The sequence below is a fragment of the Methanobacterium formicicum DSM 3637 genome, from assembly GCF_000302455.1.
GTDB lineage: Archaea > Methanobacteriota > Methanobacteria > Methanobacteriales > Methanobacteriaceae > Methanobacterium > Methanobacterium formicicum_A.
The window spans coordinates 39620-62831 of record NZ_AMPO01000011.1 but is presented as its reverse complement, the minus strand read 5'-3'; the positions used below and the strand labels follow the sequence as shown (position 1 = coordinate 62831).

19 protein-coding genes are annotated in these 23212 nt (G+C 39.0%); 12 read left to right on the top strand and 7 right to left on the bottom strand.

Annotation, left to right across the window (positions count from 1 at the left end):
• The first annotated feature begins 268 nt into the window (after positions 1-268).
• Both aspS and A994_RS11155 read left to right on the top strand, forming a co-directional pair.
• Positions 269-1588 (top strand): aspartate--tRNA(Asn) ligase, encoded by a 1320-nt coding sequence (gene aspS, locus A994_RS11160; protein WP_004031709.1) that lies wholly within the window; start codon positions 269-271, stop codon positions 1586-1588.
• A 221-nt stretch (positions 1589-1809) separates the two neighbouring features.
• Entirely contained in the window at positions 1810-3054 is a 1245-nt protein-coding gene (locus A994_RS11155; RefSeq protein WP_004031708.1) for a BaiN/RdsA family NAD(P)/FAD-dependent oxidoreductase, read from the top strand.
• 112 nt (positions 3055-3166) lie between these two features.
• Here the strand turns inward: A994_RS11155 and A994_RS11150 are convergent, their stop codons facing one another.
• The gene (locus A994_RS11150; RefSeq protein WP_004031707.1) at positions 3167-3787 is read right to left on the bottom strand and encodes a hypothetical protein; all 621 of its coding nucleotides are present in this window, start codon (positions 3785-3787) and stop codon (positions 3167-3169) included.
• Between the two features lie 484 nt (positions 3788-4271).
• Positions 4272-5720 (bottom strand): phosphoenolpyruvate carboxylase, encoded by a 1449-nt coding sequence (gene ppcA / locus A994_RS11145; RefSeq protein ID WP_237739739.1) that lies wholly within the window; start codon positions 5718-5720, stop codon positions 4272-4274.
• Positions 5721-6073: 353 nt separating this feature from the next.
• Here ppcA and A994_RS11140 point away from each other — a divergent pair, with 353 nt between their 5' ends.
• Positions 6074-6733 carry a nitrite/sulfite reductase domain-containing protein gene (locus tag A994_RS11140; RefSeq protein WP_004031705.1) on the top strand — a complete coding sequence of 220 codons (660 nt, stop codon included), beginning with the start codon at positions 6074-6076 and terminating at the stop codon, positions 6731-6733.
• A 127-nt stretch (positions 6734-6860) separates the two neighbouring features.
• Here A994_RS11140 and A994_RS11135 read toward each other — a convergent pair whose 3' ends face one another.
• Entirely contained in the window at positions 6861-7613 is a 753-nt protein-coding gene (locus A994_RS11135) for a PAS domain S-box protein (protein WP_004031704.1), read from the bottom strand.
• A 231-nt stretch (positions 7614-7844) separates the two neighbouring features.
• Between A994_RS11135 and A994_RS11130 the strand changes: the two genes are divergently transcribed.
• On the top strand, positions 7845-8195 hold the full coding sequence (locus A994_RS11130; RefSeq protein ID WP_004031703.1) for a PAS domain S-box protein: 351 nt from the start codon (positions 7845-7847) through the stop codon (positions 8193-8195).
• Positions 8196-8203: 8 nt separating this feature from the next.
• Positions 8204-9262 (top strand): PAS domain-containing sensor histidine kinase, encoded by a 1059-nt coding sequence (locus A994_RS11125; protein ID WP_004031702.1) that lies wholly within the window; start codon positions 8204-8206, stop codon positions 9260-9262.
• Between the two features lie 434 nt (positions 9263-9696).
• Here the strand turns inward: A994_RS11125 and A994_RS11120 are convergent, their stop codons facing one another.
• Positions 9697-10530, bottom strand: coding sequence for a hypothetical protein (locus A994_RS11120; RefSeq protein WP_004031701.1), 834 nt, complete (start codon positions 10528-10530; stop codon positions 9697-9699).
• 196 nt (positions 10531-10726) lie between these two features.
• Between A994_RS11120 and A994_RS11115 the strand changes: the two genes are divergently transcribed.
• Positions 10727-11266 carry an SAM-dependent methyltransferase gene (locus A994_RS11115; RefSeq protein WP_004031700.1) on the top strand — a complete coding sequence of 180 codons (540 nt, stop codon included), beginning with the start codon at positions 10727-10729 and terminating at the stop codon, positions 11264-11266.
• Positions 11267-11274: 8 nt separating this feature from the next.
• Here A994_RS11115 and A994_RS11110 read toward each other — a convergent pair whose 3' ends face one another.
• Positions 11275-12453, bottom strand: a complete 1179-nt coding sequence (locus A994_RS11110; RefSeq protein ID WP_004031699.1) for a tyrosine-type recombinase/integrase — start codon at positions 12451-12453, stop codon at positions 11275-11277.
• Between the two features lie 223 nt (positions 12454-12676).
• Between A994_RS11110 and A994_RS11105 the strand changes: the two genes are divergently transcribed.
• The 5 genes from A994_RS11105 to cca all read left to right on the top strand — a co-directional run bounded on the left by A994_RS11105 (position 12677) and on the right by cca (position 18099).
• Entirely contained in the window at positions 12677-13474 is a 798-nt protein-coding gene (locus tag A994_RS11105) for a 2-amino-3,7-dideoxy-D-threo-hept-6-ulosonate synthase (protein ID WP_004031697.1), read from the top strand.
• 91 nt (positions 13475-13565) lie between these two features.
• A complete protein-coding gene (locus A994_RS11100; RefSeq protein WP_004031696.1) occupies positions 13566-14690 on the top strand; it encodes a 3-dehydroquinate synthase II in 1125 nt (374 codons plus the stop codon).
• A gap of 188 nt (positions 14691-14878) precedes the next feature.
• Positions 14879-15817, top strand: a complete 939-nt coding sequence (locus A994_RS11095; protein WP_004031694.1) for a phosphoenolpyruvate carboxykinase (ATP) — start codon at positions 14879-14881, stop codon at positions 15815-15817.
• 184 nt (positions 15818-16001) lie between these two features.
• Positions 16002-16550 (top strand): RNA 2',3'-cyclic phosphodiesterase, encoded by a 549-nt coding sequence (gene thpR, locus A994_RS11090; protein ID WP_004031693.1) that lies wholly within the window; start codon positions 16002-16004, stop codon positions 16548-16550.
• A gap of 148 nt (positions 16551-16698) precedes the next feature.
• Complete coding sequence (gene cca / locus A994_RS11085) at positions 16699-18099, top strand: CCA tRNA nucleotidyltransferase (protein WP_004031692.1); 1401 nt, start codon at positions 16699-16701, stop codon at positions 18097-18099.
• A 192-nt stretch (positions 18100-18291) separates the two neighbouring features.
• Here the strand turns inward: cca and priS are convergent, their stop codons facing one another.
• The gene (priS, locus tag A994_RS11080) at positions 18292-19260 is read right to left on the bottom strand and encodes a DNA primase catalytic subunit PriS (RefSeq protein ID WP_004031691.1); all 969 of its coding nucleotides are present in this window, start codon (positions 19258-19260) and stop codon (positions 18292-18294) included.
• A 5-nt stretch (positions 19261-19265) separates the two neighbouring features.
• Positions 19266-20765, bottom strand: coding sequence for a DNA primase (locus A994_RS11075; RefSeq protein WP_004031690.1), 1500 nt, complete (start codon positions 20763-20765; stop codon positions 19266-19268).
• Between the two features lie 359 nt (positions 20766-21124).
• Here A994_RS11075 and metG point away from each other — a divergent pair, with 359 nt between their 5' ends.
• Positions 21125-23128, top strand: coding sequence for a methionine--tRNA ligase (gene metG, locus A994_RS11070; RefSeq protein WP_004031689.1), 2004 nt, complete (start codon positions 21125-21127; stop codon positions 23126-23128).
• Positions 23129-23212: the final 84 nt, after the last annotated feature.

The window sequence follows — 23212 nt, the reverse complement described above, 5'->3', positions numbered from 1 at the left end:
ATATTATACATATTTTAAAGATATAAATCTAAATTTAAGCTTAAAGCTTTTTTTAGAGATTCATATAATAAATCTGCATCTTTATCAATTTGTATGGTTAATAAAATTGGATTAACTCTAAAGAAGGATATAAATCCCAAAGATGAATAATAAGAAAATTGCCTAAAAAGGAAATCCTCGCAAAATCGGAATTATCCTTCTAAAATGGAAATAATCCTTCTAAAATAAATAATCCCCACATAATTATAATAAATAGAGGTGAATTAAATTGACAGATTCATTAGGAGACTGGAAAAGAACACATTATTCACAGGAATTAGACGAAGATATGGACACTGAATCAGTGACACTCATGGGCTGGGTTCATGAAATCCGTGACCTCGGTGGTATCATATTCGTACTCTTACGTGACCGGAACGGTATCACCCAGATCACCGCTCCCAGTAAAAAGATCACTCCAGAGTTACTTGAACAAATCAGGAAATTCAAAAAAGAATCTGTAATTGCAGTTAAAGGAACTGTACAGGGATCACCTAAAGCCCCTGGTGGAGTGGAGATCATACCCACCGAAGTAAAGGTTTTAAACGAATCCAAACAGCCATTACCACTGGATCCAACCGAAAAGGTGCGAGCTGAAATTGACACCAGACTGGACTCCAGATACCTGGATCTTAGAAAACACAGCATCAGCGCCATATTCAAGATAAAAAGTGCAATGCTGCACTCAGTCCGCATTTATCTGGAAGAAAAAGGTTTCATGGAAGTTAACACCCCAAAACTGGTGGGATCAGCCACTGAAGGTGGAACAGAACTCTTCCCAATCACCTACTTTGAAAGAGAAGCCTTCCTGGGCCAGAGCCCCCAGCTTTACAAGCAGATGATGATGGCCACTGGACTGGACAAGGTTTTTGAAATTGCCCCTATTTTCCGTGCTGAGGAACACGATACCATGCGTCACCTCAACGAAGTAATATCCATCGATGCTGAGATGGCCTTTGCTGACCAGGAAGATGCCATGAACCTACTGGAGAAACTGGTGCACAATGCCATTAAAGAGGTAAAGGAAAACTGCCAGGCAGAACTGGAAGACCTGGGAGTGGAACTGGAAGTACCTGAACTACCATTCCCCCGCTTAGAATACGATGAAGTCATTGATATCGTTAACTCCAGAGGAGTATCATTAAGTCATGGTGAGGACCTTTCCCGTGCTGCTGAAAAGGCACTGGGAGAAGCCATGGACGGATACTACTTCATAACCAACTGGCCCAGTGAAATCAAACCCTTCTATGTAATGCCCCATGAAGATGCACCCGAAAAAAGCTATGCCTTTGACCTGATGTACCGGGACCTGGAAATATCCTCAGGAGCAACCAGGGTACACCAGCATGACCTGCTGGTTGAACAGATAAAAAGCAAGGGACTTAACCCCGACTCATTCCAGCGTTATCTGGCAGCATTCGAGTACGGAATGCCACCACACGCAGGCTGGGGACTGGGAGCAGAACGATTCACCATGTGCATCACCGGAATGAAAAACATCCGTGAAACAGTGCTCTTCCCAAGGGACAGGAGAAGGTTGACTCCTTAAGTTCAACCAACCTTTTTAAAAAAAAGTTGAACAAAAACATGAATTTTCGTCATGTTGAATATTAAAAAAAGTTAAATAAAATTTCCTTTTTTTAATTTCCCTTCTTTTTAAATTCATTACCTTTTCATTAAACATTAATCAATAATGAACAGGTCAAATTATTCATTAAATATAATCAATTCCAAAATCATTAAAGAAACTCACTCCAGAGGAATTCAAATATGAAAATATACGACATAGCGGTAGTTGGAGCTGGACCTGCAGGTTGCATGGCTGCAATTCGAGGGGCACAACTCGGCCAGGAAGTAATTTTAATTGAAAGAAATGATAAAATAGGCCGCAAACTCCTTTTAACTGGTAATGGTCGATGCAACCTTACCAATACAGCCACACTGGATGAATTCCTGGAAAAATTTGGTAGGCGAGGTTCATTTTACCGGAATGTTTTCGGTGAATTTTCCAACCATGACCTCATGGATTTTTTTAAAAGTCATGACCTGGAATTAAAAGAAGAAGAAAATGGTCGTATATTCCCAGTTACAGAAAGAGCTGAATCTGTGGTAGATATTTTAAAAAATGTTCTATCCGAAAACCAGGTGCAAATCCAGTATAATTACCGTTTAGAGCATCTTCATAAAAGTTCCCAGATTTTCAAGCTCTCTTCAACTGAAAACGAGATAATTTCCGCGCATAACGTTATCATCGCTACTGGAGGGACAACTTATGAATTTACCGGTTCCACCGGTGATGGTTACACTGTTGCCCGGTTACTGGGGCATCATATAACTGAGCTGAAACCTGGCTTTGTTCCCTTACGAGTACGTGAAAAATGGGTTCACGACCTTAAAGGAGTTACCCTGGAGGATGTGGGGCTCACTATAGGATATGGTGGGAAAAAAATATCACTACCTGATGGAAACCTACTCCTAACCCATTTTGGAATTTCAGGACCGGTTATTCTTGATATGAGTAACATGATCGTTAAAACCATGGATAAACATGGTGATCTGAAGCTTTACATTGATTTTAAACCTGGGATCAATCAGGAAGCCCTTAACAACCAGCTGATGAAAGACTTTGAAAGTCACAGTAAAAAGATTTTGAGAAATTACCTGAAAAACCATCTCCCTAACAGTACCATAGACCCGGTTTTAGAGATTGTATCAATTTATCCTTATAAAAAATTGAACCAGATCAACAAAAAAGAGCGATTGTTATTAGTGAATATATTAAAGGCCCTCCCATTAACAATCACCGGGCATCTTCCCATGAATAAAGCCATGCTTACCTGTGGAGGTGTATCTAAAAAGGATATTGATCCTCAAACCATGGAATCAAAACTGGTTAAGGGATTGTACTTTGCAGGAGAAATAATTTCAGGATGCGCCCCCAGTGGAGGATATAATCTTCAACAGGCATTTTCAACAGGTTTTGTTGCAGGAAGTAATGCAGCAGGTAAACCATGAAAATGAGGCAAAGTGGAGTGAATTAGGAATTTATCAGAAAAATAGGGAATTCTGATAGGGTTAAAGTGATTTTAAAAATAGATAAGTAATAAAAAAAATAGTTTAAATCCACTTATTTCTTTTCATATATTGTTTTAATGTACTGTTCCAGTGGTCGGGTGGCAAAGTAAAGTATGATTATAGCTCCCATTAACCAGGAGAGGTTATTGACTATGGGTAATGCTGAGCTTCCTCCGGGGAATATCACCATTCCATATGCCATGGGCACAATTGCCAGGTACACTGTTAAGAAAGATACAGTAATGGCTTTTCTGATTTCACCGGTGTTAAAGGGTGATGTTCCGGACATGTAATTCACAATGAGCATTACTCCGAAGAAGGTTACCAATCCCATGGAAACAAATATCCACTGTAAGGGTATCTTCAGTAAAGTGATGATTAATGGTATAACCACCAGATCCAGAACTCCCAGAATAGCAACCATCTTCAGGGCGTTTTTCCAGTTTTTCTCCTTGGAGTGGCGGACCTTACGCAGGAGGTTGTCACGTTCCTTGGTGGCTCTTATTCTTTCTTTATCCAGCCATTCAATTTTAGTCTCAAGTTCACCATTGATGGATTCTAATTTTTCGATTTTTGTGAGATTTAAATTGTTGATCTCTTTTTCAAGATCAATCCGTTGTTGATTCAATTCATCAACACTTTTTTCCAATTTTTTTTCTTCTTCTGCAGCCATGACAAATCCCCCACCTGAGGATATTAGTTTAAGGTGCTATAGACCCAACATAAATCTAAACTTATTATATATATTGGAATATATTAATTTTTAGATGAAATTAATAATTTATTTAGTATAGACTTATAAGATGGATATAAAATCTTCCTTAATGATTGAAATATCCGGGAATTATAAAGATAACTAAGTTTGGAAATTACTAGATTCTAATTTTGAAATTACATTGGTTGAAATTACAGTGGAATATTAAATAATACGTAAAAAGAATTTTAAAAAATTTAAAAAAAAATGATAATTGTTACAAACGTAGTTGTTTTATGAATACAACAGGAAACGTTGACCATTTGAATATCATAACTAAACACGTATATATGGAGTAACCAGTATATTACCGGTCAAACCATAATATATTGTTAATACTCAAAAAAAACCTAGCTAATAAAAAACTTATTTATATCACCTATTCATTCGGTGATACTCCTGTTTAGCCAACGAATTTACGCAGGTTAGCTGCTCTTAAGATGAGCTCTGGTACTGCATCAACATTATCCTTCCGGAATAAGTCGATGATCTGATCAGTGATTTCTTTATGTTCCTCGTTAGTTACATAATCCATGGATTTTAACCTTTCTTTTATAGGCTCGGGTAAAAACGGAGAATCAAGATTTAAATACTGCAGAGCATCCTTCAGATCGTTTCTGAAATTCAGATAGTATTCATCCAGAAATGCGAAGTCATCCCCATCCAGGGCATTTAAAGCCAAGACTTCTGGAGGTAAGCCCAATGAATATAGAGCACAGGTAAATGATATGGCCCGGGGTAATGAAATTCCATCAATATTTCGGGAATAACCAAACAGACCAATGTGTAATTTCCTCTTCCTGCGGTTGGGAGTGTGCTTTGCTATGCTGTTTATGGGTGGGGCTAATTCCAGGATCTGCTTCTGAAATTCCTGACCATACTTATCTATAATTTCCAGGAATTTTTCAGGGTCAACTTCATGGGGCCTGGAAGTTTTGATTGATTTTAACTTTTCAATGCCCTTGATCACTTCGCTGGTGGGATGGTCGTATTTAAAGGAGGACTGGATGGTGAAGGTGTGCACACTGGGATATTCGGTGGTCAGATTTTCAATGTTCTGTGGTTTCAGGTTCCCCCGGAAAGGAGCAGAACCCACACCAATGATTGGGTAGATATCAACCCCTGTATCCTCAGAGAGGAGATTGAAGTTGTACAGAGCTAATTTATTCATTAAAACTGCACCGATTAATCCGTAGTTCATGGCTGGGTCGGATCTGGCCAGGAAAATTCTTTGCTGGTGGATGTCTTTGTCACTGAGGTATTTGCGGGTTATCTCATGTGCATTTAACATACCCTCCCTGTCTTCAAAAAGAGGGATGGCATTTATCTTTGTGGGTTTAAATTCACCAATCCATTCTGCAATGGTAATATCATCATCTTTAAATGATTTGTTCTGTTTTCCAATTACAAAATCTGAATAATATCTGTATATCCGGTCAATGCACCTGGCAGATCCAGTCATGGGTAAAATTATCTCAAAAACTGGTGCTATGTCCTCTCCGTAAAATAATTTAGCCACATCAAATGACCGTGGTATGCTTTCCAGGGTTTCTAAGAGTATTTTAGCTTCTGCTTTTTCCACGGTGGGGTTGGGAACCCTCAGTGTGAGGCGTAAATCTTCTCCTAACTTTTTCTGGTTGAAGAACTCCCCGTATCTAGTTAACAATTTTTTAACAACGTAGTTGTCAACTTCCTTCCCCTCACAATCCCACATCTGCTCATCACAGCCTAAATGGGAAAAAACATAGTATGCCTCTGCTATTTCATCTTCGCCACCTATTTCATTGGAAGATGAAAAGAAAGGGGAGTTTACATTATCTGGGTGCTGAGTACTCATACACTTTGGAATCAAGGGTTTGTCCTCCATATTTTTCGGTGAATTTTTATTCCAAATAAATTAATGCAATCCAGTCAATTAATGCACATCTTTAATCCAGTAAATCAAATGCACATTTCTATTAGGTTAAAACTGTTAAAAAAATATTTTGCTCATTTATTTTGTGACACTGATTGGTCCAATTGAAATTAAATTTACATATTAAATTACAAATTACACCAAAAAGAGTAAGAAAATAACCTGAAATAAGGAGATAACCTTAAAATAAGAAAAGCTCGAATTTTATAATTAATTTGTTATAATTTAACAAATAAATCAGTACATGTGTAACTTTCATTAAAAAAAATGGATGGGTACGGAGGGTAAAAATGTCAGAAAATATTCCAGAAAAGGGTGCTGTAATCCAGAAAGACTTGGAAACCTATGCAATAATTCCTTATATTCCCGGCGGTCTGGTAGACCCGGCCACACTAATAAAAATAGCCAATATTGCCGAAAAATATAATGCTAAAACTCTTAAGGTAACTTCCAACCAGCGCATAGCCATTATTGGAATTAAATTTGAGGATATTGACCGGATATGGGAAGATCTGGACATGAAACCCGGAGGATTTATTGGAAAACGGGTAAGGTCCACCAAATTCTGTCCAGGTACCACCCACTGCAAACGGGCAGAGCAGGATTCTATAAAGATGGGAATTGCAATTGATGAAAAGTTCCAGGGAATGGAAATGCCCAATAAGATAAAAATTGGAGTATCCGGATGTCCAAATTCTTGTGCAGAATCCCGAGTAAAGGATATTGGACTCATTGGTTACAGGAAAGGATGGAATCTGTATGTGGGTGGAACTGCAGGCATAAAACCCATGATTGGACAACTTGTAGCCAAAAACTTAACAGACGAGGAAGCCGTAGAATTTATAGGAAAAATCATTAATTACTATCAGGAAAATGAAAAGTCCAAACGTTTAGGAAGATTCATTGAAAGAATAGGATTTGAAAGATTTAAGAACGCAATGATCCCCTAATAATGATTTTAAACCCCTAATAAAGATTTAAGAATATAATCAACCCATAATAAAAAGAGAAAATTAGGGATTGATTAATTTATATATCAAAAGTATTTTTTTTAAGTATTTTTTTTCAACAGAAAAATTACAATTTTTTCTGCTGAGTAATATCTCGGCCTATTGCAAATATTTTAATCAGATTTTGTTCATCATCCAGAACTGGTTGGCCAGACCATGAAACCCAGCAGTTTCCATTCTTAGTTTGTATGCAAACTTCATGGTTACCAGTGAAAGGAGGTTTGGAAAATGAAGAGCGGAAAGATTTTACAGTTCTTTCATGGTATTTTTCATCCACAAATCCTAGTAAACTTTTTCCCAGTATCTCGTCTTCAGTGATACCCAGGCGTTCGCAAAAACTTGGATTTACAAATGTAAACCTGCCTTTAGCATCAGTTTCAACTATAAAGTCTTTTTGTGATTCTACAAGTAAACGGTACCTGTTTTCACTTTCTTTTAACTTATTTTCCATCCTATGTTTGTGGAGTGCAAGTTCGATGGTGTGCTTGAGGTCATTGGAATTGAAAGGTTTCAGTAAATAGCCGTAGGGTTCGGTAAGTTTAGCCTTTTCCACTGTTTTTTCATTGGAGTGGGCGGTTAAATAAATAAAAGGAATGTCCAATTTTTTAATCTCAGAAGCAGCTTCAATACCAGTAAGATCCCCTTTTAAAATAATATCCATTAAAACCAGATCCGGTTTGATTTCCTGAGCCCTGGCCACTGCCTCATCTCCCCTTGAAGCAATGTAGGGAACCTGGTAACCGAATGATTCCAGTGTATTTTTGATATCCAACGCTTCTATGCTTTCATCTTCAACAACAATAATTTTAGTTGTGCTCACTCACAATGCCCCCTTTATGTATTTTTTATGATTTATTATAACAATATATAATACTTTCCCTCAAAAAATTTAAAAAAATTATAGTGATTAACTACATATTTTGTGATTACAGTCACAAAAATCAATGCTACGTTTTAAATCTATGTGACCACATTTTGTAATGATCACGATGCAAAATAAGCCTATTTTATCATAATAAAACATTGTATAACTAAAAGAGATAGTGAGCGTATGGAAAAGGTTTGGAATGAAAGCGATCTAGATGTAAACATTGCAAAATATGAGTTTAAAATTGAAAATTCACCAGAAGCTATTATAATTGCAGATTACAATGGGAAAATTGTAGATGCAAGTCGTAAATATTGTGAAATCACTGGATACTCAAAAAAAGAACTTCTAAATGAGAATATATCAAACATTAAATTTAATACCGGATCAAAAATAACTTTAAAGAAGATTTGGGACGAATTGAACTTAAATATGCCAATCTCAACTTATTATGGTACTTTAACACTTAAAAATGGAAGAGAATATACATTAGTGCTCAAAGTTCCCTGGTGTATTCCCAGGGGCAACCATTAATTCTTACGTTGATACACGATATCACCAAATACGAAGAAACAGAACAGCTCCTGAAAGAAAGTGAAGAAAAATACAAGACTCTTTTTAACTCGAATCCAGATTATAGAATTTTATTAAACCATGATATGGAACTTGTAGAACTCAATGAGGCTGCAATAAAAACTGTAGGACCTCACTTTGATCAATACAAAGAGGTCTGGATAAATGGCATAGGAAAAATTCGCCCAGAAGATAACCCGGAAAACCTTAAAAAAAGTGTAAGGAAGATCATTAACCTAAACCACTCAGGACCAGTAACCCCTAAATTAATTGATAAAAATGGGAACACACAGTGGTTTGAAATATACCTAACCCCCATAAAAATTGATGAAAAAATAATAGGATACCAGGGCACAGGCCATAATTTAACCACCCTGAAAATGGCTGAAAAGGAACTTAAAAATTCTTTAATGGAAAAGGAAATACTGCTGCGTGAAATCCATCACCGGGTAAAAAACAACATGCAAATTATAAGCAGCCTCCTGAACCTTCAATCATCCTTTATCCAAGACCCCAAAGCCATTGAAGCTTTTCATGAAAGTCAGACCAGGATCCAATCAATGGCCATGGTTCATGAACAGCTTTACCAGTCAGGGGATTTAACCCAGATAAGTATACGGGATTATATTCTGAAACTGGTTAGCAATTTATTTTACTCATATGGTATTAGAAAAGACCAGATAACCCTGGTAACAGAAATAAGTGATATAAAACTGAACCTAGAAACAGTCCTGCCCTGCGGATTGATACTGTGTGAAGTTATAACCAACAGTCTAAAGTATGCATTTCCAGATGGAGAAGGAGAAATCAGGATATGCCTTGAATTTATGGATGATACTCTCCATCTGACAATCAGTGATAATGGGATAGGATTAACAGAAAATGATTACCTGGAAAATAAATCACTGGGCATGCAACTGATACAGACTTTAACCAATCAGCTTGATGGTGAACTGGAACTGGATATTGAACAGGGGACACAGTATAAAATTAGTTTTAAAGAGGCGGAATATAGGGAAAGAATTTGAAACATACCCCTTTATCATTAAGATTCTTTAAATTTGATTATAAACCGAAATATGCATAGTTGTTGGTTACAACTCAGATTCGTTAGATTTTCCTATCTTTAAGAAAAATTGGGCATATTATCAATAGGAGTTGATGGATCAAGATTAAGCGGATAAGAGTACCTAAAAAAGCAGCAATGATCAAAGGACTGATTCATATTGATCTCATAAGTCAATTAAACAGTCATACAATTGGAGCGTTTACAAAGAACTATTTGTTATTGAATAGACATTCTGCATCGAAATTTCCATCATGTAATCAGCTTCATTAATTTTCTGGCAATCCACCCATGATTAGATGACACATCACCAACCTTCGCTTGTTATTTTACCATACTTTTCCCCATAGTGTTCGCTAAATTTTAAAAAATGGAAATAAATGTTAAAAAAATTAATTATTCAAAATCTAAAGGAGATGTTATAAAATTCATAAATAATTTTCCGGGTTTTTCTAAACGAGGACCTATATTACCTGATTCTCCTACCAAAACATACATAGGCTGTTCAGGACTTAAACCTATCATATAATTAGAGTTAATGTCTTTGATGCTTTGATTAAATAATAAAAATAAAAGCTCAATTTCGTCATCATTATATTGATTGAGAAATTCGTACTTTAGAACATCCCCAAAAGCAAATTTCATTGTTTTCATTGCACCATGATCTGAGGGTTGACATTGCTCACCCACTTTATTATAGAAAGAATCATCATGACAGAAAGTTTCAACTAATTCATCAACCCATTCCGAGGTTTTTTGTTGTTCGTGGAAAAATTTTAATAGTTTAAAGTGAGTCGAATTGAATGAATCAATGTAATTGAAAAACATTTTTCTGATATCTTGGTCAGGGGGATTAGATAATGCGGAGTTTAGGAGAGCATATTGTAAAGCTTTATGATGTTCTTTTTGAGTGTTACGCATAGCAATTTGAATCGCATATAATAGTTCAGAAGTAAATATTGGATCCTTTATTAATTCTTCAATATCAACTAATCCATTTTCTTGTAATTCCTCAATATCATTTCCAAATTGGATTAATAATCGACTAATTTTATCAGTAATTGGTGCAGGACATATCACTGTACTGAATATGGCACTAAAAAATGGTCCAAATGGTGCAGGTATTGAAGAAATCATATTCTGAAGAAATACTTGGTAAAAATCATCAAAATTAGTTTTAAGGTGTTCTTCTATTTCATTGGCTTTAATAGGCTCATTCTTTTTTCCCAAAATAACTCCCCCTAAAAATAACAAAAAACATCTGTTACTCACAGATATGTTACTAGTTCAAAATTTATAATCCTCATATCTTATATCCCATCTGGCCACATTAATCTTCTATGAGTTTATAGATATTTTTTTATAAAAATATCAAAAATTACCCTTAAATCATCATACTACCATAATAATCACCAGGAAGATTAACATGATCAATGTTGTATATGATATCAAAGTTTACAGACAGGTTCTAAAAGAAATCATCCAGGAAGATGATGTAGTGGTGGAACTGGGCTGCCATGTGGGTAATTCCACCCGCATAATATCCCAACTGGCACCTAAAGGTAAAATAATAGCTTTGGATAAAGGCACTGAGTCTATAGAAAAATTAGAAGAGTTAAATAAAGAAGTTGGAACCTCTATTGAATTTATCCAGAGTGATGTGCGTCTTCATGAAACCTTAGAAGAAGTGGCTAAAAAGGTCAATGAATTAGGGGGTTGTGACGTTCTTTCTGTGGATCTTGGTGGAGGTTATCATCCTGACACTACTTTTAAAGTATTTTATATTTGGTCTTCTACTTTAAAACCCCGTGATACTATCATCAGGAACAGGGGGCTTTTGGATTTCATTCATTCCACATCTACTTCTGAATTTATCAGATCTGAAGAGGGGTGGTTGGAGTCTTGTAGGGATGATGGTGTGCCTAAGAGATTAAAAGAATTGAAATTATATTCTCCGAAGGTATAATAAAAAAATTAATCTTTTTTCCTTCTTTTCCATGCTTTTTTAGCTTCTTCCTGGAATTGCGGATCATCATCGAGTAACTCTAGGACCCATCCTACACCTGATAGGTGTTTCATGACTTCTTTGTATTCTGGGCTTTCCATTGTTTTGACGCGGGCTTCATCAATACTCAGGAATTTCAGGGCGATTAAGTATCTTTCTTTGATGTCTTCTTCATCTTTGTACCAGTATGTTTCATCTGTGTATTCTGGTTTGTGACCTGCTAACCATTCTGCTAGTTCACTGTCTCCTGTTTTATTTTTAATTGTTGATATGAAGTATTTTCTGAGAGCGTGACCTCGCCAGTAACTGTATTCCATTTCTTCTGAAGTTTTGAATCCTGCATTTCGGCCACATCGGATTATGAGTGTTCTGGCAGCATATACTGACATGGGTTCGCCACTTACACTGAGGAATAGTTTCCCTTGTGTTTTTGGATTTGAAGGGTGAAGTTTCCCACCTGGGATGCTGATTCTTTCCCGGAGGTATGCTAGTATTTGTCTTGTGGCTTCTGGTGGGAGGAATGTGAAATAGCGGTGGTGAACTTTTTCCCTGGTAATGTGGAGGGTGAGTATTTCATCATTCAACCTGTTTTCCAGGTTGATTAATTCTTCAACCGTGTTAAACTCTTGTCCCAGTACTTGACCTGCTGCTATGAGTAGCTGTGATATTGTGATGTTTCGCATTTCTGCCTGGCTCAAACCTGTCAGGGCTAAAGTGTATATCACTGCCCTGGCCCTGGTACTGCCTGCATCACACATTTTTCGGATGTCTTCTCTTTTTAGTAGACGACCATAGTTTTTGTCCAGGCATGATGATCCTTTTGGAAATTTTATTTTAGGTGGGGTTATGTCATTAAAATCATAGAAGGTTCTGATTGCACTGATATAATTTTTCACTGTGCTGCGTGATTTTTTTTCTTCATCTTCAAGTTGTACTTTGAATGCGGTTACTCTGGATTTAATTCTTCTTCTTCGTTTCCTTACGCCCTGTTCTTCTTCATTCTCAGCTTCTTCGATTAATTCTTCAAGGTTAAGACCATGAAATTCACTGTATCTTCGAAGGGCCAATTCATATAAAATTCTCGTGTTTTCAGAATAACTGTTACTACTGAAAAAAGTTTTTATTAGAGTTTCATCTTCTTTATTCATAAGAGTCACTTTGTTTAGGGTGGTTTAAGAAAATCGAAAAAGGGTTGATTTTCAAAACATTACTAAGAAACAGAGGTCTTTTAGATTTCATACACTCAACATCCACTTCTGAACTTATCAGATCGGAAAATGGGTGGCTGGAGTCCTGTGGAGATGATGGAATCCCACCGCGATTAAAAGAACTAAAACTCTGGTCTCCAAAACTATAAGAAGGAGGGTATTTATGATAGGAAAGAAAATCAGGATTGAACGAATTATCAACCGAAAAACCGGGCGCTGTGTTATTGTGCCCATGGACCACGGTGCTTCAATTGGACCTGTGGATGGAATAATAAAAATGGCAGAGACCATTGACGAAGTTGCAAGCGGCGGTGCCAACGCTGTGATAATGCATAAAGGAATGGTTGGCACAGGACACCGAGGATATGGACGAGATATCGGACTGATTATTCATTTATCTGCCAGCACTGCTCTGGGACCTGACCCTGATCATAAAGTTCTGGTAACCTCAGTGGAAAAAGCCATCCAGCTGGGAGCAGATGCAGTATCAGTACACGTAAACGTGGGATCAGAAATGGAACCCGAGATGTTAATGCACTTGGGAAGCATTTCCGAGATATGTGATGACTGGGGAATGCCCTTAATTGCCATGATGTACCCTAGAGGCAGGAAAATCGACAACGAACACTCTGCAGAAGTAGTGAAACTGGCTGCCCGTGCCGGTGCCGAACTGGGAGCCGACATCATTAAAACCAACTACACTGGAGACCCGGACACATTCAAAGAAGTTATTGATGGCTGTCCAGTACCACTGGTTATTGCTGGAGGACCACGGGTTGAAACCGACCGGGAACTTCTGGAAATGGTTAAAAACTCAGTGGACATGGGTGGAGCTGGTGTGGCCATAGGAAGAAACATTTTCCAGGCCAGATCACCACAGAAAACCACCAGGGCCATTGCTGAGATTGTTCACAATGACCTGGATGTTGATGAGGCCCTTAAAATCCTTAACGGCCGATAAATCCACTAAAATATTTAATTCATTAAATTTTTTTATAATCCTAGGATTATAATCCACTAATAAATAAGATAATCCATTAGAAGGTTAAGCTATGAAATTTGCATGGATAATGGCCGAAGGTAATGTATGGGATAAGAAAAAACAATTCATTACCACTGGACTAGAATCAGGGATGGATCATATCGTTGACTTCAGCGATGTGGAAAACATCCGCAAACTGGGTAATGTAAAGCTCATCTCAGATATAGAAAGTGCCGATGTGGTGCTGGTGGGTCGAAACAGTGAAGGAGATGGCACCCTCATCATACCTGATGATCTTTCCAAATCCAAGGACCTGGCTGCAGTGAAGAGATTGAAACGAAGGGATAAAAAGGTAGCAGCCTACGTTGAAATCCTCAGTAAAAAACACGAAGAACTGGCTGCCACACTGGGAAAAGAAGCAGATTACCTCATCCTAATGGGCCGTGACTGGAAAGTCATACCCCTGGAGAACCTTATTGCAGGATTACAGGATGAAAAGGTTAAGATCATAGCAGCAGTAGCAGACTATGATGAGGCAAAACTGGCCCTGGAAACAATGGAACACGGAACCGATGGTATACTGCTATGTCCCCATGAAATCAGCCAGATAAAAAAGGTAGCCGAGTTAATGGAGAAAATACAGAGTGAAGATTACCAGTTGAAACCAGCCACCATCACCAAGGTGGAACCAGTGGGTATTGGAGACCGGGTCTGTGTGGACACCTGCTCCATGATGCAGTTAGGAGAAGGGATGCTGGTGGGATCCTACTCCCAGGGACTGTTCCTGGTGCACAGTGAGTCCATGGAAAGCGAATACGTTGCCTCACGACCCTTCCGGGTTAACGCAGGACCAGTGCATGCCTACGTCATGACCCCTGGAAACAGGACCAAGTACCTATCAGAACTGGAAACCGGAGACGAAGTCCTAACCGTGGACCAGAATGGTAAAAGTAAAGTAGCCATAGTGGGACGGGTTAAAATAGAAAAACGTCCGTTGATGCTGGTGGAAGCAGAATACGATGAAGTGGTTCTTAGAACCCTTCTTCAAAATGCAGAAACAATCCGCCTGGTTACAGAAGACGGTAAACCCACTTCCGTGGCAGAACTGAAAGTAGGGGATAAGATAATGATCTACCTGGACCCCAATGCCCGGCACTTTGGGATGGCCATTGAAGAGACTATTATTGAGAAATAATTGTTAAATCAAGGGATAAATCTTAAATTTATCTCAAAATTATTATTTTTTTAGGATTAATTTTTCTGGTAATCATTTTTTTTACTTTCTGTATCCCTCTATGATCCCTAACTATTTTTATCAACCAGCTTGAACAAAATATAATATAAATTCACATGGAATTTAATATTATAAAAGGGGTTAATGGAATGTCAACATACAATGTGGAACTGATAACACCTTCTGACAAGGATGAGCTATTAAATGAACTTAAAAGTAAGGTTAAGTTCGAAAGAAAGGCCAACATCCACGGTGCCTGTGTTAAACTTTTAACTGACAATGAGGAGTTTAAAGAGGAATGGGAAGATAACTTCAAGTTCATGAATGAGGATATCCGCCCCCATGCCAAGATCTTCTCAACCGAAGATGGTGGAAAACTGCAGGTCCTGTATGAACCTGTTTCCAAAACATGTATTGTTAAAAACTGTGATTATTATGGCTGGATTAAAAGCATAGCCCTGGCCACGATTTCCGATTTTTTTGAAGAATACCATTCTGAGCACCGGCGTTACTCCACCCATGGATCGGCAGTTGATTACGATGGACATGCCATGGCCATTATCGGACCCCCTGGGACAGGTAAAACCACCTTAACCTATGGACTGCTCCAGTACGATGATTTCAATTACATATCCGATGACTGGTTCTTCACCAGACTCTTCAACAATGCAGCAGTTGTCTATTCCTCTGAAAAGAATTCATACATACGTGATGATTTAGCTCAGGTCTGGAAGGGATTCTCCCAGGAGGTTAACCAGGTCCAGCTGGATAACCGGGGTAGGGGTATTGCTGATGTTAACACCCTTTTTAAGGGAAGAGTCAGGGAAACAAGTACCCTGAAAACTGTAGTTCTCCTGGAACGGGACCCGACAAATCCTCCTTTCCGCAAACTGGACCACAAAGAAGCCCTGGATTTCATGCTGGAGAAGGATTTCTGCAACCCCCACCAGCTGATAAGGGATGAACGTAAACTCGAAATAAGGAAACACTTCTTCCTGGAGTTATTCCCGGCAGTTGATGTTTACCTCCTGAATACCGTGGAAACTCCCCAGGAAAGTTTGGACCGGATAAAAAATCTTATAATTTGATATAAATTTATATAAGTTGATATGAATCTATATAAGTTGATATGAATCTATATAAGTTGATAAAAAACATTAACAAATCTAATAATCTAATGAAATAATAATAATGGATGATTCTAAAACTTAGATAATACGATACTTCAAATTAACTAAGAATACTAAAAAAACAGCTAATCAGGTGATTTCAATGAGAGCATTTATAGCAGTTGATGTGGATAGCAGGTTATCCTATAAAATACAGAAAATACAGAAGGAACTTAAGAAAACCCGCGCCCCATTGAAGATGGTGGAACCAGAAAACCTACACTTCACCTTCAAATTCTTTGGTGAGATTTCCTCATCCCATGCAGACCAGATAATCAGCATTATGCAGGAAAAACTGGAAAAATACCAGTCATTTCCACTGCACATCAAGGGAACAGGTGTATTCCCTAAAATGGATTATATGAGGGTTATATGGTTGGGAATTGAAGATCCAAGCCAGTTTTCTGAGCTTCAAAAAGACCTTGACCAGGAATTTGCCAAAATGGGATTCAAAAAGGAAAAAAGTTACATACCCCACCTCACCATAGCCCGGGTGAAAGGTCCTCAAAACAGGGAACTCTTAAAGGAGAAAATAATGGAATTAGAGTCCGTTGAAATTAGTGAAATGACCCTGGAAAAACTGGTTTTAAAAAAGAGTGAACTCACCCCGGTTGGCCCCATATACACCGATGTAAAGGAATTTTTCATTTAAAGATTAATAGTATTAAATAACAATTAAACGTTTAAAAAAAACGATCAAAAGTTTAAATAACGATTAAAAGTTCCTTTATAACAACTCCGTTATAATAACAAATCAAACAGGCAATAAAGATTCATGAAACTACTAGAGGTAATTATAAGTGATTGATTTTAAACAGGTTTTAGATGATATTGAACCCTCAAAAGAAGAGGTATCAAATGTTCACAGTTTATCAGATAAGTTAATTGAAATTATAAACCGTAATGCCCAAAAGGAGGGTATTGATGCAGAGGCAGTGCTGTTAGGTTCAGTGGCCAAGAATACATGGATATCCAATGGCAATAACAGTGAAGGCAAGGACCTGGATATTGATATTTTCATAAAATTCCCACTCACCACTTCTTTAGATGATCTGAAGGTCCATGGTCTGGAACTTGCAAAAAAATGTATAAAAGAAGTTAATGGAACCTACGAAGCACGGTACGCATCACACCCCTACCTCACCGGTACCATTCAAGGTTACATGGTTGATTTTGTTCCCTGTTATGATATTGAAGATGCAAGTCAGCTGAAATCTGCAGTGGATCGCACCCTTCTCCATACCCAGTACATTATGGCCAATTTGAAACCAGAACAGACCCAGGAAGTTCGTCTCCTGAAACGCTTCATGAAGATGGTGGGAACCTATGGCTCTGAGTTCAAGGTGGGTGGATTTTCAGGATACCTGTGTGAATTACTGGTAATTCATTACGGTTCATTCATGGATGTTCTTCGAGGGGTTTTTGACCAGTGGAAACCCGGGTTTGAGATCGACCTCATGGAATTCGGCACTGCCAGGTCCTTTAAGGACCCCCTGGTGGTGGTGGATCCCACAGATGGAAACCGGAATGTTTCAGCAGCACTTACACTGCAGAAAATGGCAGAGTTCCGTGTGGCAGCAGGTAATTTCCTGGATGATCCTAAAACCTCATATTTTTATCCTAAAAATCTTAAGTTCACCAGAGAAAGTATCAGGGATGAATTTAAAAATAGGGAAACTCATTCATTTATCCTGGCTTTCCCTGCTCCGGATATTTCTGCTGATGCCCTGCACCCACAGATCCAGAAGACTGAAAAATCCCTGGTGAGGATCATGGAAAATGAAGACTTCCAGGTTATGGGCAGTGATTCATGGAGTGATGAGGATAAAACTGGTTTAATACTCCTGGAGATGAACACCTGGCATCTTCCACCTTATAAAAAGCATTATGGTCCCATGGTATGGGATGATGAAAATGGAAAGAGATTCCTTAAGAAGCATCCAGATTCATGGACCGAAGGTGAGCAGTGGGTTACACTAGCCAAACGTGAATACCCTGATGCCCATTCCCTTATCCAGGGAACCCTCACACCAGAGGGGATCAGGAATCTCAGGGTGGGCAAACATTTGAAGAAGAAAATCCTGGATAAATACCAGCTGGTGGATGTTCTGGATCTGTTAATTGCCGAAGATGCAGATGAGGATATACTTAAATTCCTGTATTGCTACCTGCATAAGAATGAGCTTTTAACCCGGGATTAAAGTTTTTTTACCCATATAATTTAGTTACCCATATAATCAACTTTTTTAACTTCTTAAATTTTTTATTTTATAAATTTTAACCAAACTTATAAATTTTAACCAATCATTAATTCGAATCAAAAATTATTTGAAGAAAAAAATTAATTTACATCAACTTTTAAAAAAAAATCCGTAAACAAACCATTTTCTGGGTCAATCCTTCCTTTCATAAACGAATTTAGGAACTGCATCACGGAAGGGGTCGAATGTTTCCAGGTTCTTGATAAGAGTGGATTTCATACTGACTCCAGAGTGCAGGGAAGATGGTAATCTTAGAATCCTTTTTAGATCTATGGAAACCTTGGCATCAACTAATGTGAGGTTTAAAGATGCTATGCCTTTAACCAGTCTGGCGTACCTCTGGGGGCCTATTGATTTTCTAAAAAGTCCCCACTGGTCATCATTTAGTAATTCACGATGTTTGATAACTGCCTTCTTAATATCCCTGCTAACATCATCAATTTCTGTATCCAAGCTCAGGCTCAATAGGGCCTGTTTAACCTGCTGGGTGAATACCTGTGGATATCCAAAGGGGATGGTGAAGTGCTCCAACTTGTATTTCATCCCGTGACTGGAGTATTCACTGCGTGGAACTTCAGAACCCACTAAATATTTGACGATCTGGCTACGTACATCACTGTCCATGCCCATCACCATATCATCTAGTACCCTGATGTGATAACCACGGCCCGAATAAACCACGTATATATTTTTAAGCCCCAGGTCACCTTTAAGGGTGTCCACCAGTCCCTGTACAATACCTTTTGCCTGACCCAGGCATATTTCACAGACATTGTCACAGCCACAGGATCTAATGGGTATGTCCTTGGCATCCACATCAAAGACCACTTCTGCTTTTATCCATCCATCCCTGCGTCGGGGTTTATGGTAAAATGCCACTGATGAGTAGGCAGCAAATGGTGTACGAACCCGCATGAACTTTCTTAAATAATCTGTATCCTGGAATACACGGTAACGGTCATTGGGGCCCCTCCCCATATGGTCAAAACCGAACTCCCTCTGGGTGAGGGTGTTGAGAATGAAATCCGGAACATCCTTCACATTCCATTCTTCCCGGTAGTACTGGCGGCGTTCATTGGGGGTGGCTGCTTTTAATTCCATCTACATTAGGCCTCCCCTGATTTTTTATCATGTGATTTATTTTTATTAGATGATTTAGGAACAGACTGGTTATTTTTACCATTAGCCCCAGTATTAACATTAGACTTTCCATTTGTACCTGTATTTCGTGGACTTTCTGCAGCAAAGTTATTTGAAGCATTTGAATTACCAGAATCAGGCCCTCCTTTGTCCAGGTTACTCACTTCCCATATCATCCTATTATAGTAACTTAAAGGATTACCTATCTTTTTACAAACCTCATCTGGCCGGCAAAGATGTGGAAGGTGCAGTTTTATCTTCTCACAGCTCATGGGAGTGTACCAGGTGGTTTCACCCTCGTGCTCCATCTTCAGGGTGGAGTGCATTCCAAAACCAAGCTTGGCATTTATATTAACCTTTTCCTGGGGCTGGTCATCAAATAATGGTGGCACACATCGCTGTGCAGCCTCGTAGATAAGTGGCAGGACCTCGTTTTCTGTAACTTCCAGCTGTGGATCCTGGTCAGAGATACGTTTGGAGATATTCATCCTGAAAACATCAGGATACAACCGGGCATAGGAAACAAACGGTGTCATGAAGAGTACTATGGCATCGTTCCGCCCCCCTGATTTTATACCCTCCAGGGCTTTTTTTACGCAGGGTGGGAATGCCAGTGGGTTCAGTGGACCGGCTTTCATTGGCCCGCTTCCACCCCTACCTGAACCATAACCGTAACTCTGCATTGGCTCGGCCAGTACCTCGGCCACCTCATCAGCCAGTTCCAGGAGTATGGGGTTGGGTTCTACCATGATCCGTGCCTTTTCATGAACCTGTTTAATGTAGTCCTCGGTTTCCTGCATGATCATCTTGACCATGATAAGTTCCTTGAGTTCATCCCCAATTAACAGCTCGTACATGCTGCTGGGATTCCGTTGCTTTATCCGGGGCCCGAACCGGTCCAGGAAATCTTCCCGGTCCAGTATCAGTTCTCCACTGTCCAGTAACAGATCAGTGAGGCGTATCTTACGGGTGCTCAACAGCTCCTGGAAGAAGGTCCAGTGCACCAGGTCATCTTTCAGTAACATCTGCAGGGACTTTTCCACAATAAACCTGCTATCTTCAGTACGTAATTTACCCAACCTCTCCTGAACCAGATCACCCTGTGCCTCCACCATAACCCTGGTTTCACGGGAGTTAGGTCCGAATTTAACTCCAATAGCCTGGCAGAGAAGGTAAAATGAGATAACATCATACTTGGTTATGGCATAATCAGAAAGAAATGCATATTTCCTGCTGTTAAATTCCCGGTCATGCTTTTTCTGGATATACCATTCCATCCTCTTCAGGGCAAGTTCCAGGTAATTTGATGGTATTTCCTGATCATCTACAATTTCCTGGGATGGATTATGGGCTACTAAACTTCTAAGTTCTGGAATATCCTCTGATATCCCTTCAAAGCTGCCCAATTCCCTTACAATGTCTTTTCCTTCTGGTGATAGGGGGTTTAAAAAAGAGATTGAAACCATGATTAACTGTTGCTTCCCAGCTTAAAAAATTTTATTGATTGAACATCCGGTTATTGATATAAAACCGAATTTTTCCATATTTATTTAAAAAAGTAATCCTATTTAAAAAAAAGTAAACAAATAAACTTTATATAATGATCCCGGTACGATAATCCATTTATTTATCCTGTAAAATCATCCCATTATTCAGGTCAATGGACAAATCTTATATAGAAATTAGATAAAAATAGATAATATTCTTTATCATTAACTCCAACTCGAGTTTTTACCTTAAGATAGTTAATAAATATTTAAAAATAGATATCTAAGGCAGAATAAACGTCATTATCACTAAATATGTTATTATAGGAGGAATTTCTTTGAGTAAAGATTCAAGTAAAGTATTTATCACCTGTGCCCTGCCCTACGCCAACGGGCCGTGTCACCTGGGACACCTGCGTTCAACATATATACCCGCAGATATTTACGCCCGTTATAACCGTATGAAGGGTAAGGATGTGTTACTGGTCTGTGCTACTGATGAACACGGAACACCCATAGCTGTTCAGGCAGAAAAGGAAGGAGTATCACCCCTGGATGTTGCCACCCGTAATTACGAGTTAATCAAAAGGGATCTGGAATTATCAGATATTTCCTTTGACAATTTTTCCAGAACCACCGACCCCTTACATTATGAAATATCCCAGAACTTCTTTTTAGACCTTTACAATAAAAATTTCATTTATCCCAAAACCATCCAGCAGCTTTACTGCCCGGAATGTGAACGATTCCTCCCGGACCGATACGTGGAGGGCACCTGCCCCCACTGTAATGCAGAAGGTGCACGGGGTGACCACTGCGAAACCTGTGGCCGGCACTTGGAACCAGTGCAACTGGTGGAGCCAAGGTGTCTCATCTGCAACAGCGAACCTGAAGCCAGGGAATCTGAACAGTACTACTTCCGTTTAAGCAACTTCCAGGAACAACTTAAGGAAACCCTGGAGAATAACACACAATTCCCGGCAAATGTCCGTAATTATGCCCTGCAATGGATCAATGAAGGATTAAAAGACTGGATCCTCACCAGAGACATGGACTGGGGTATCCCGGTACCACTGGAGGGTGCAGATGGTAAGATCATCTATGTCTGGGGAGAAGCATTCTTGGGCTACATCTCTTCAGCTGCACAGTGGGCCCGTCGTGAAAACACCCCCTGGGAGCCCTACTGGAATGACCGGGCAGTGCACTTCATTGGTAAGGATATCATTTACCACCACAGTATATTCTGGCAGGCAATGCTCATGGCTTACGGCTGCAAATTACCATATAACATAGTAGCTGGAGAATACCTTTCACTGGAGGGCCGTAAGATGTCAACCAGTAAAAACTGGGTGATATGGGCTGCGGACTTTATGGAGAAATTTGATGCAGATTTATTAAGATATTACCTGGTGGCCAATGCACCGCTCACCCGGGACACTGACTTTTCCTGGGATGACTTCCAGAGGAGAGTTAACGATGAACTGGCCGATGTGGTGGGTAATTTCATGCACCGTACCTTCTCCTTCACCCACCGTTTCTTCCAGGGTGAAATACCCGAACCTGGCAAATTCAATGATTATGACCAGCAAGTTCAAAAGGAAATAGCTGAAAGTCCAGGACGGGTTGGTGTGCATATTGAAAACTTCGATTTCAGGGAAGGTCTCAAGGAAATCATAAAACTGGCCAAACTGGGAAACAAATACTTCAATGACCAGGAACCATGGAGAACAGTTAAAGAAGAAGGTGACCGGGCTGCCACCACCCTTTATTTATGTAATCAGATTGCAAAGGTAATCAGTATCATTATAAGCCCCTACTTACCATCTAAAGCCGGGAAGATGAGAGAAATCCTAGGTTTAAATGCTGGTAATGGTGATACTTTAAGCTGGGATGATGCTGCCGGGTTTTTACCCGCTGGAACCCCAATTTCCAAGGCAAAACCATTATTTGCCAAAATTGATGATGATGTAATTGCAGCAGAAAAAGATGCACTTTATAAAAATTTAGAGGAGACCGAAGTTATGGATGATCTAATCAGTATTGATGATTTTATAAAACTGGACCTGCGAGTAGGTAAAGTAATTGGAGCAGAAAAAGTTAAGGGGTCTGATAAACTCTTAAAGTTAATGGTTGATGTTAAAGACAAACAGTTACAGGTTGTGGCAGGTTTAGCCACCAAATATTCACCAGAAGACATACTAAACCAGAAGGTAATTGTACTGGTGAATCTCCAACCAGCCAAACTCTTCGGCATAAAATCCGAGGGAATGGTACTGGCAGCTGGAGATAGCCTCAGTCTCCTAACTGCTCCTGATGCAACCATTGGTGAAAGAATACAATAAATAAGTATATTGGGGGGGGGGGGTCTTGGATATTCAGGATAATGGTCAGGTATTCAGGATACCCAATATTCAAGACTCCTAAAA

Coding starts and splice junctions, on each gene's coding strand:
- A994_RS11155 (WP_004031708.1), top strand. CDS start 1,810: ATGAAAATATACGACATAGCGGTAGTTGGAGCTGGACCTGCAGGTTGC.
- A994_RS11150 (WP_004031707.1), bottom strand. CDS start 3,787: ATGGCTGCAGAAGAAGAAAAAAAATTGGAAAAAAGTGTTGATGAATTG.
- A994_RS11140 (WP_004031705.1), top strand. CDS start 6,074: ATGTCAGAAAATATTCCAGAAAAGGGTGCTGTAATCCAGAAAGACTTG.
- A994_RS11130 (WP_004031703.1), top strand. CDS start 7,845: ATGGAAAAGGTTTGGAATGAAAGCGATCTAGATGTAAACATTGCAAAA.
- A994_RS11115 (WP_004031700.1), top strand. CDS start 10,727: ATGATCAATGTTGTATATGATATCAAAGTTTACAGACAGGTTCTAAAA.
- A994_RS11110 (WP_004031699.1), bottom strand. CDS start 12,453: ATGAATAAAGAAGATGAAACTCTAATAAAAACTTTTTTCAGTAGTAAC.
- A994_RS11105 (WP_004031697.1), top strand. CDS start 12,677: ATGATAGGAAAGAAAATCAGGATTGAACGAATTATCAACCGAAAAACC.
- A994_RS11100 (WP_004031696.1), top strand. CDS start 13,566: ATGAAATTTGCATGGATAATGGCCGAAGGTAATGTATGGGATAAGAAA.
- A994_RS11095 (WP_004031694.1), top strand. CDS start 14,879: ATGTCAACATACAATGTGGAACTGATAACACCTTCTGACAAGGATGAG.
- thpR (WP_004031693.1), top strand. CDS start 16,002: ATGAGAGCATTTATAGCAGTTGATGTGGATAGCAGGTTATCCTATAAA.
- priS (WP_004031691.1), bottom strand. CDS start 19,260: ATGGAATTAAAAGCAGCCACCCCCAATGAACGCCGCCAGTACTACCGG.
- A994_RS11075 (WP_004031690.1), bottom strand. CDS start 20,765: ATGGTTTCAATCTCTTTTTTAAACCCCCTATCACCAGAAGGAAAAGAC.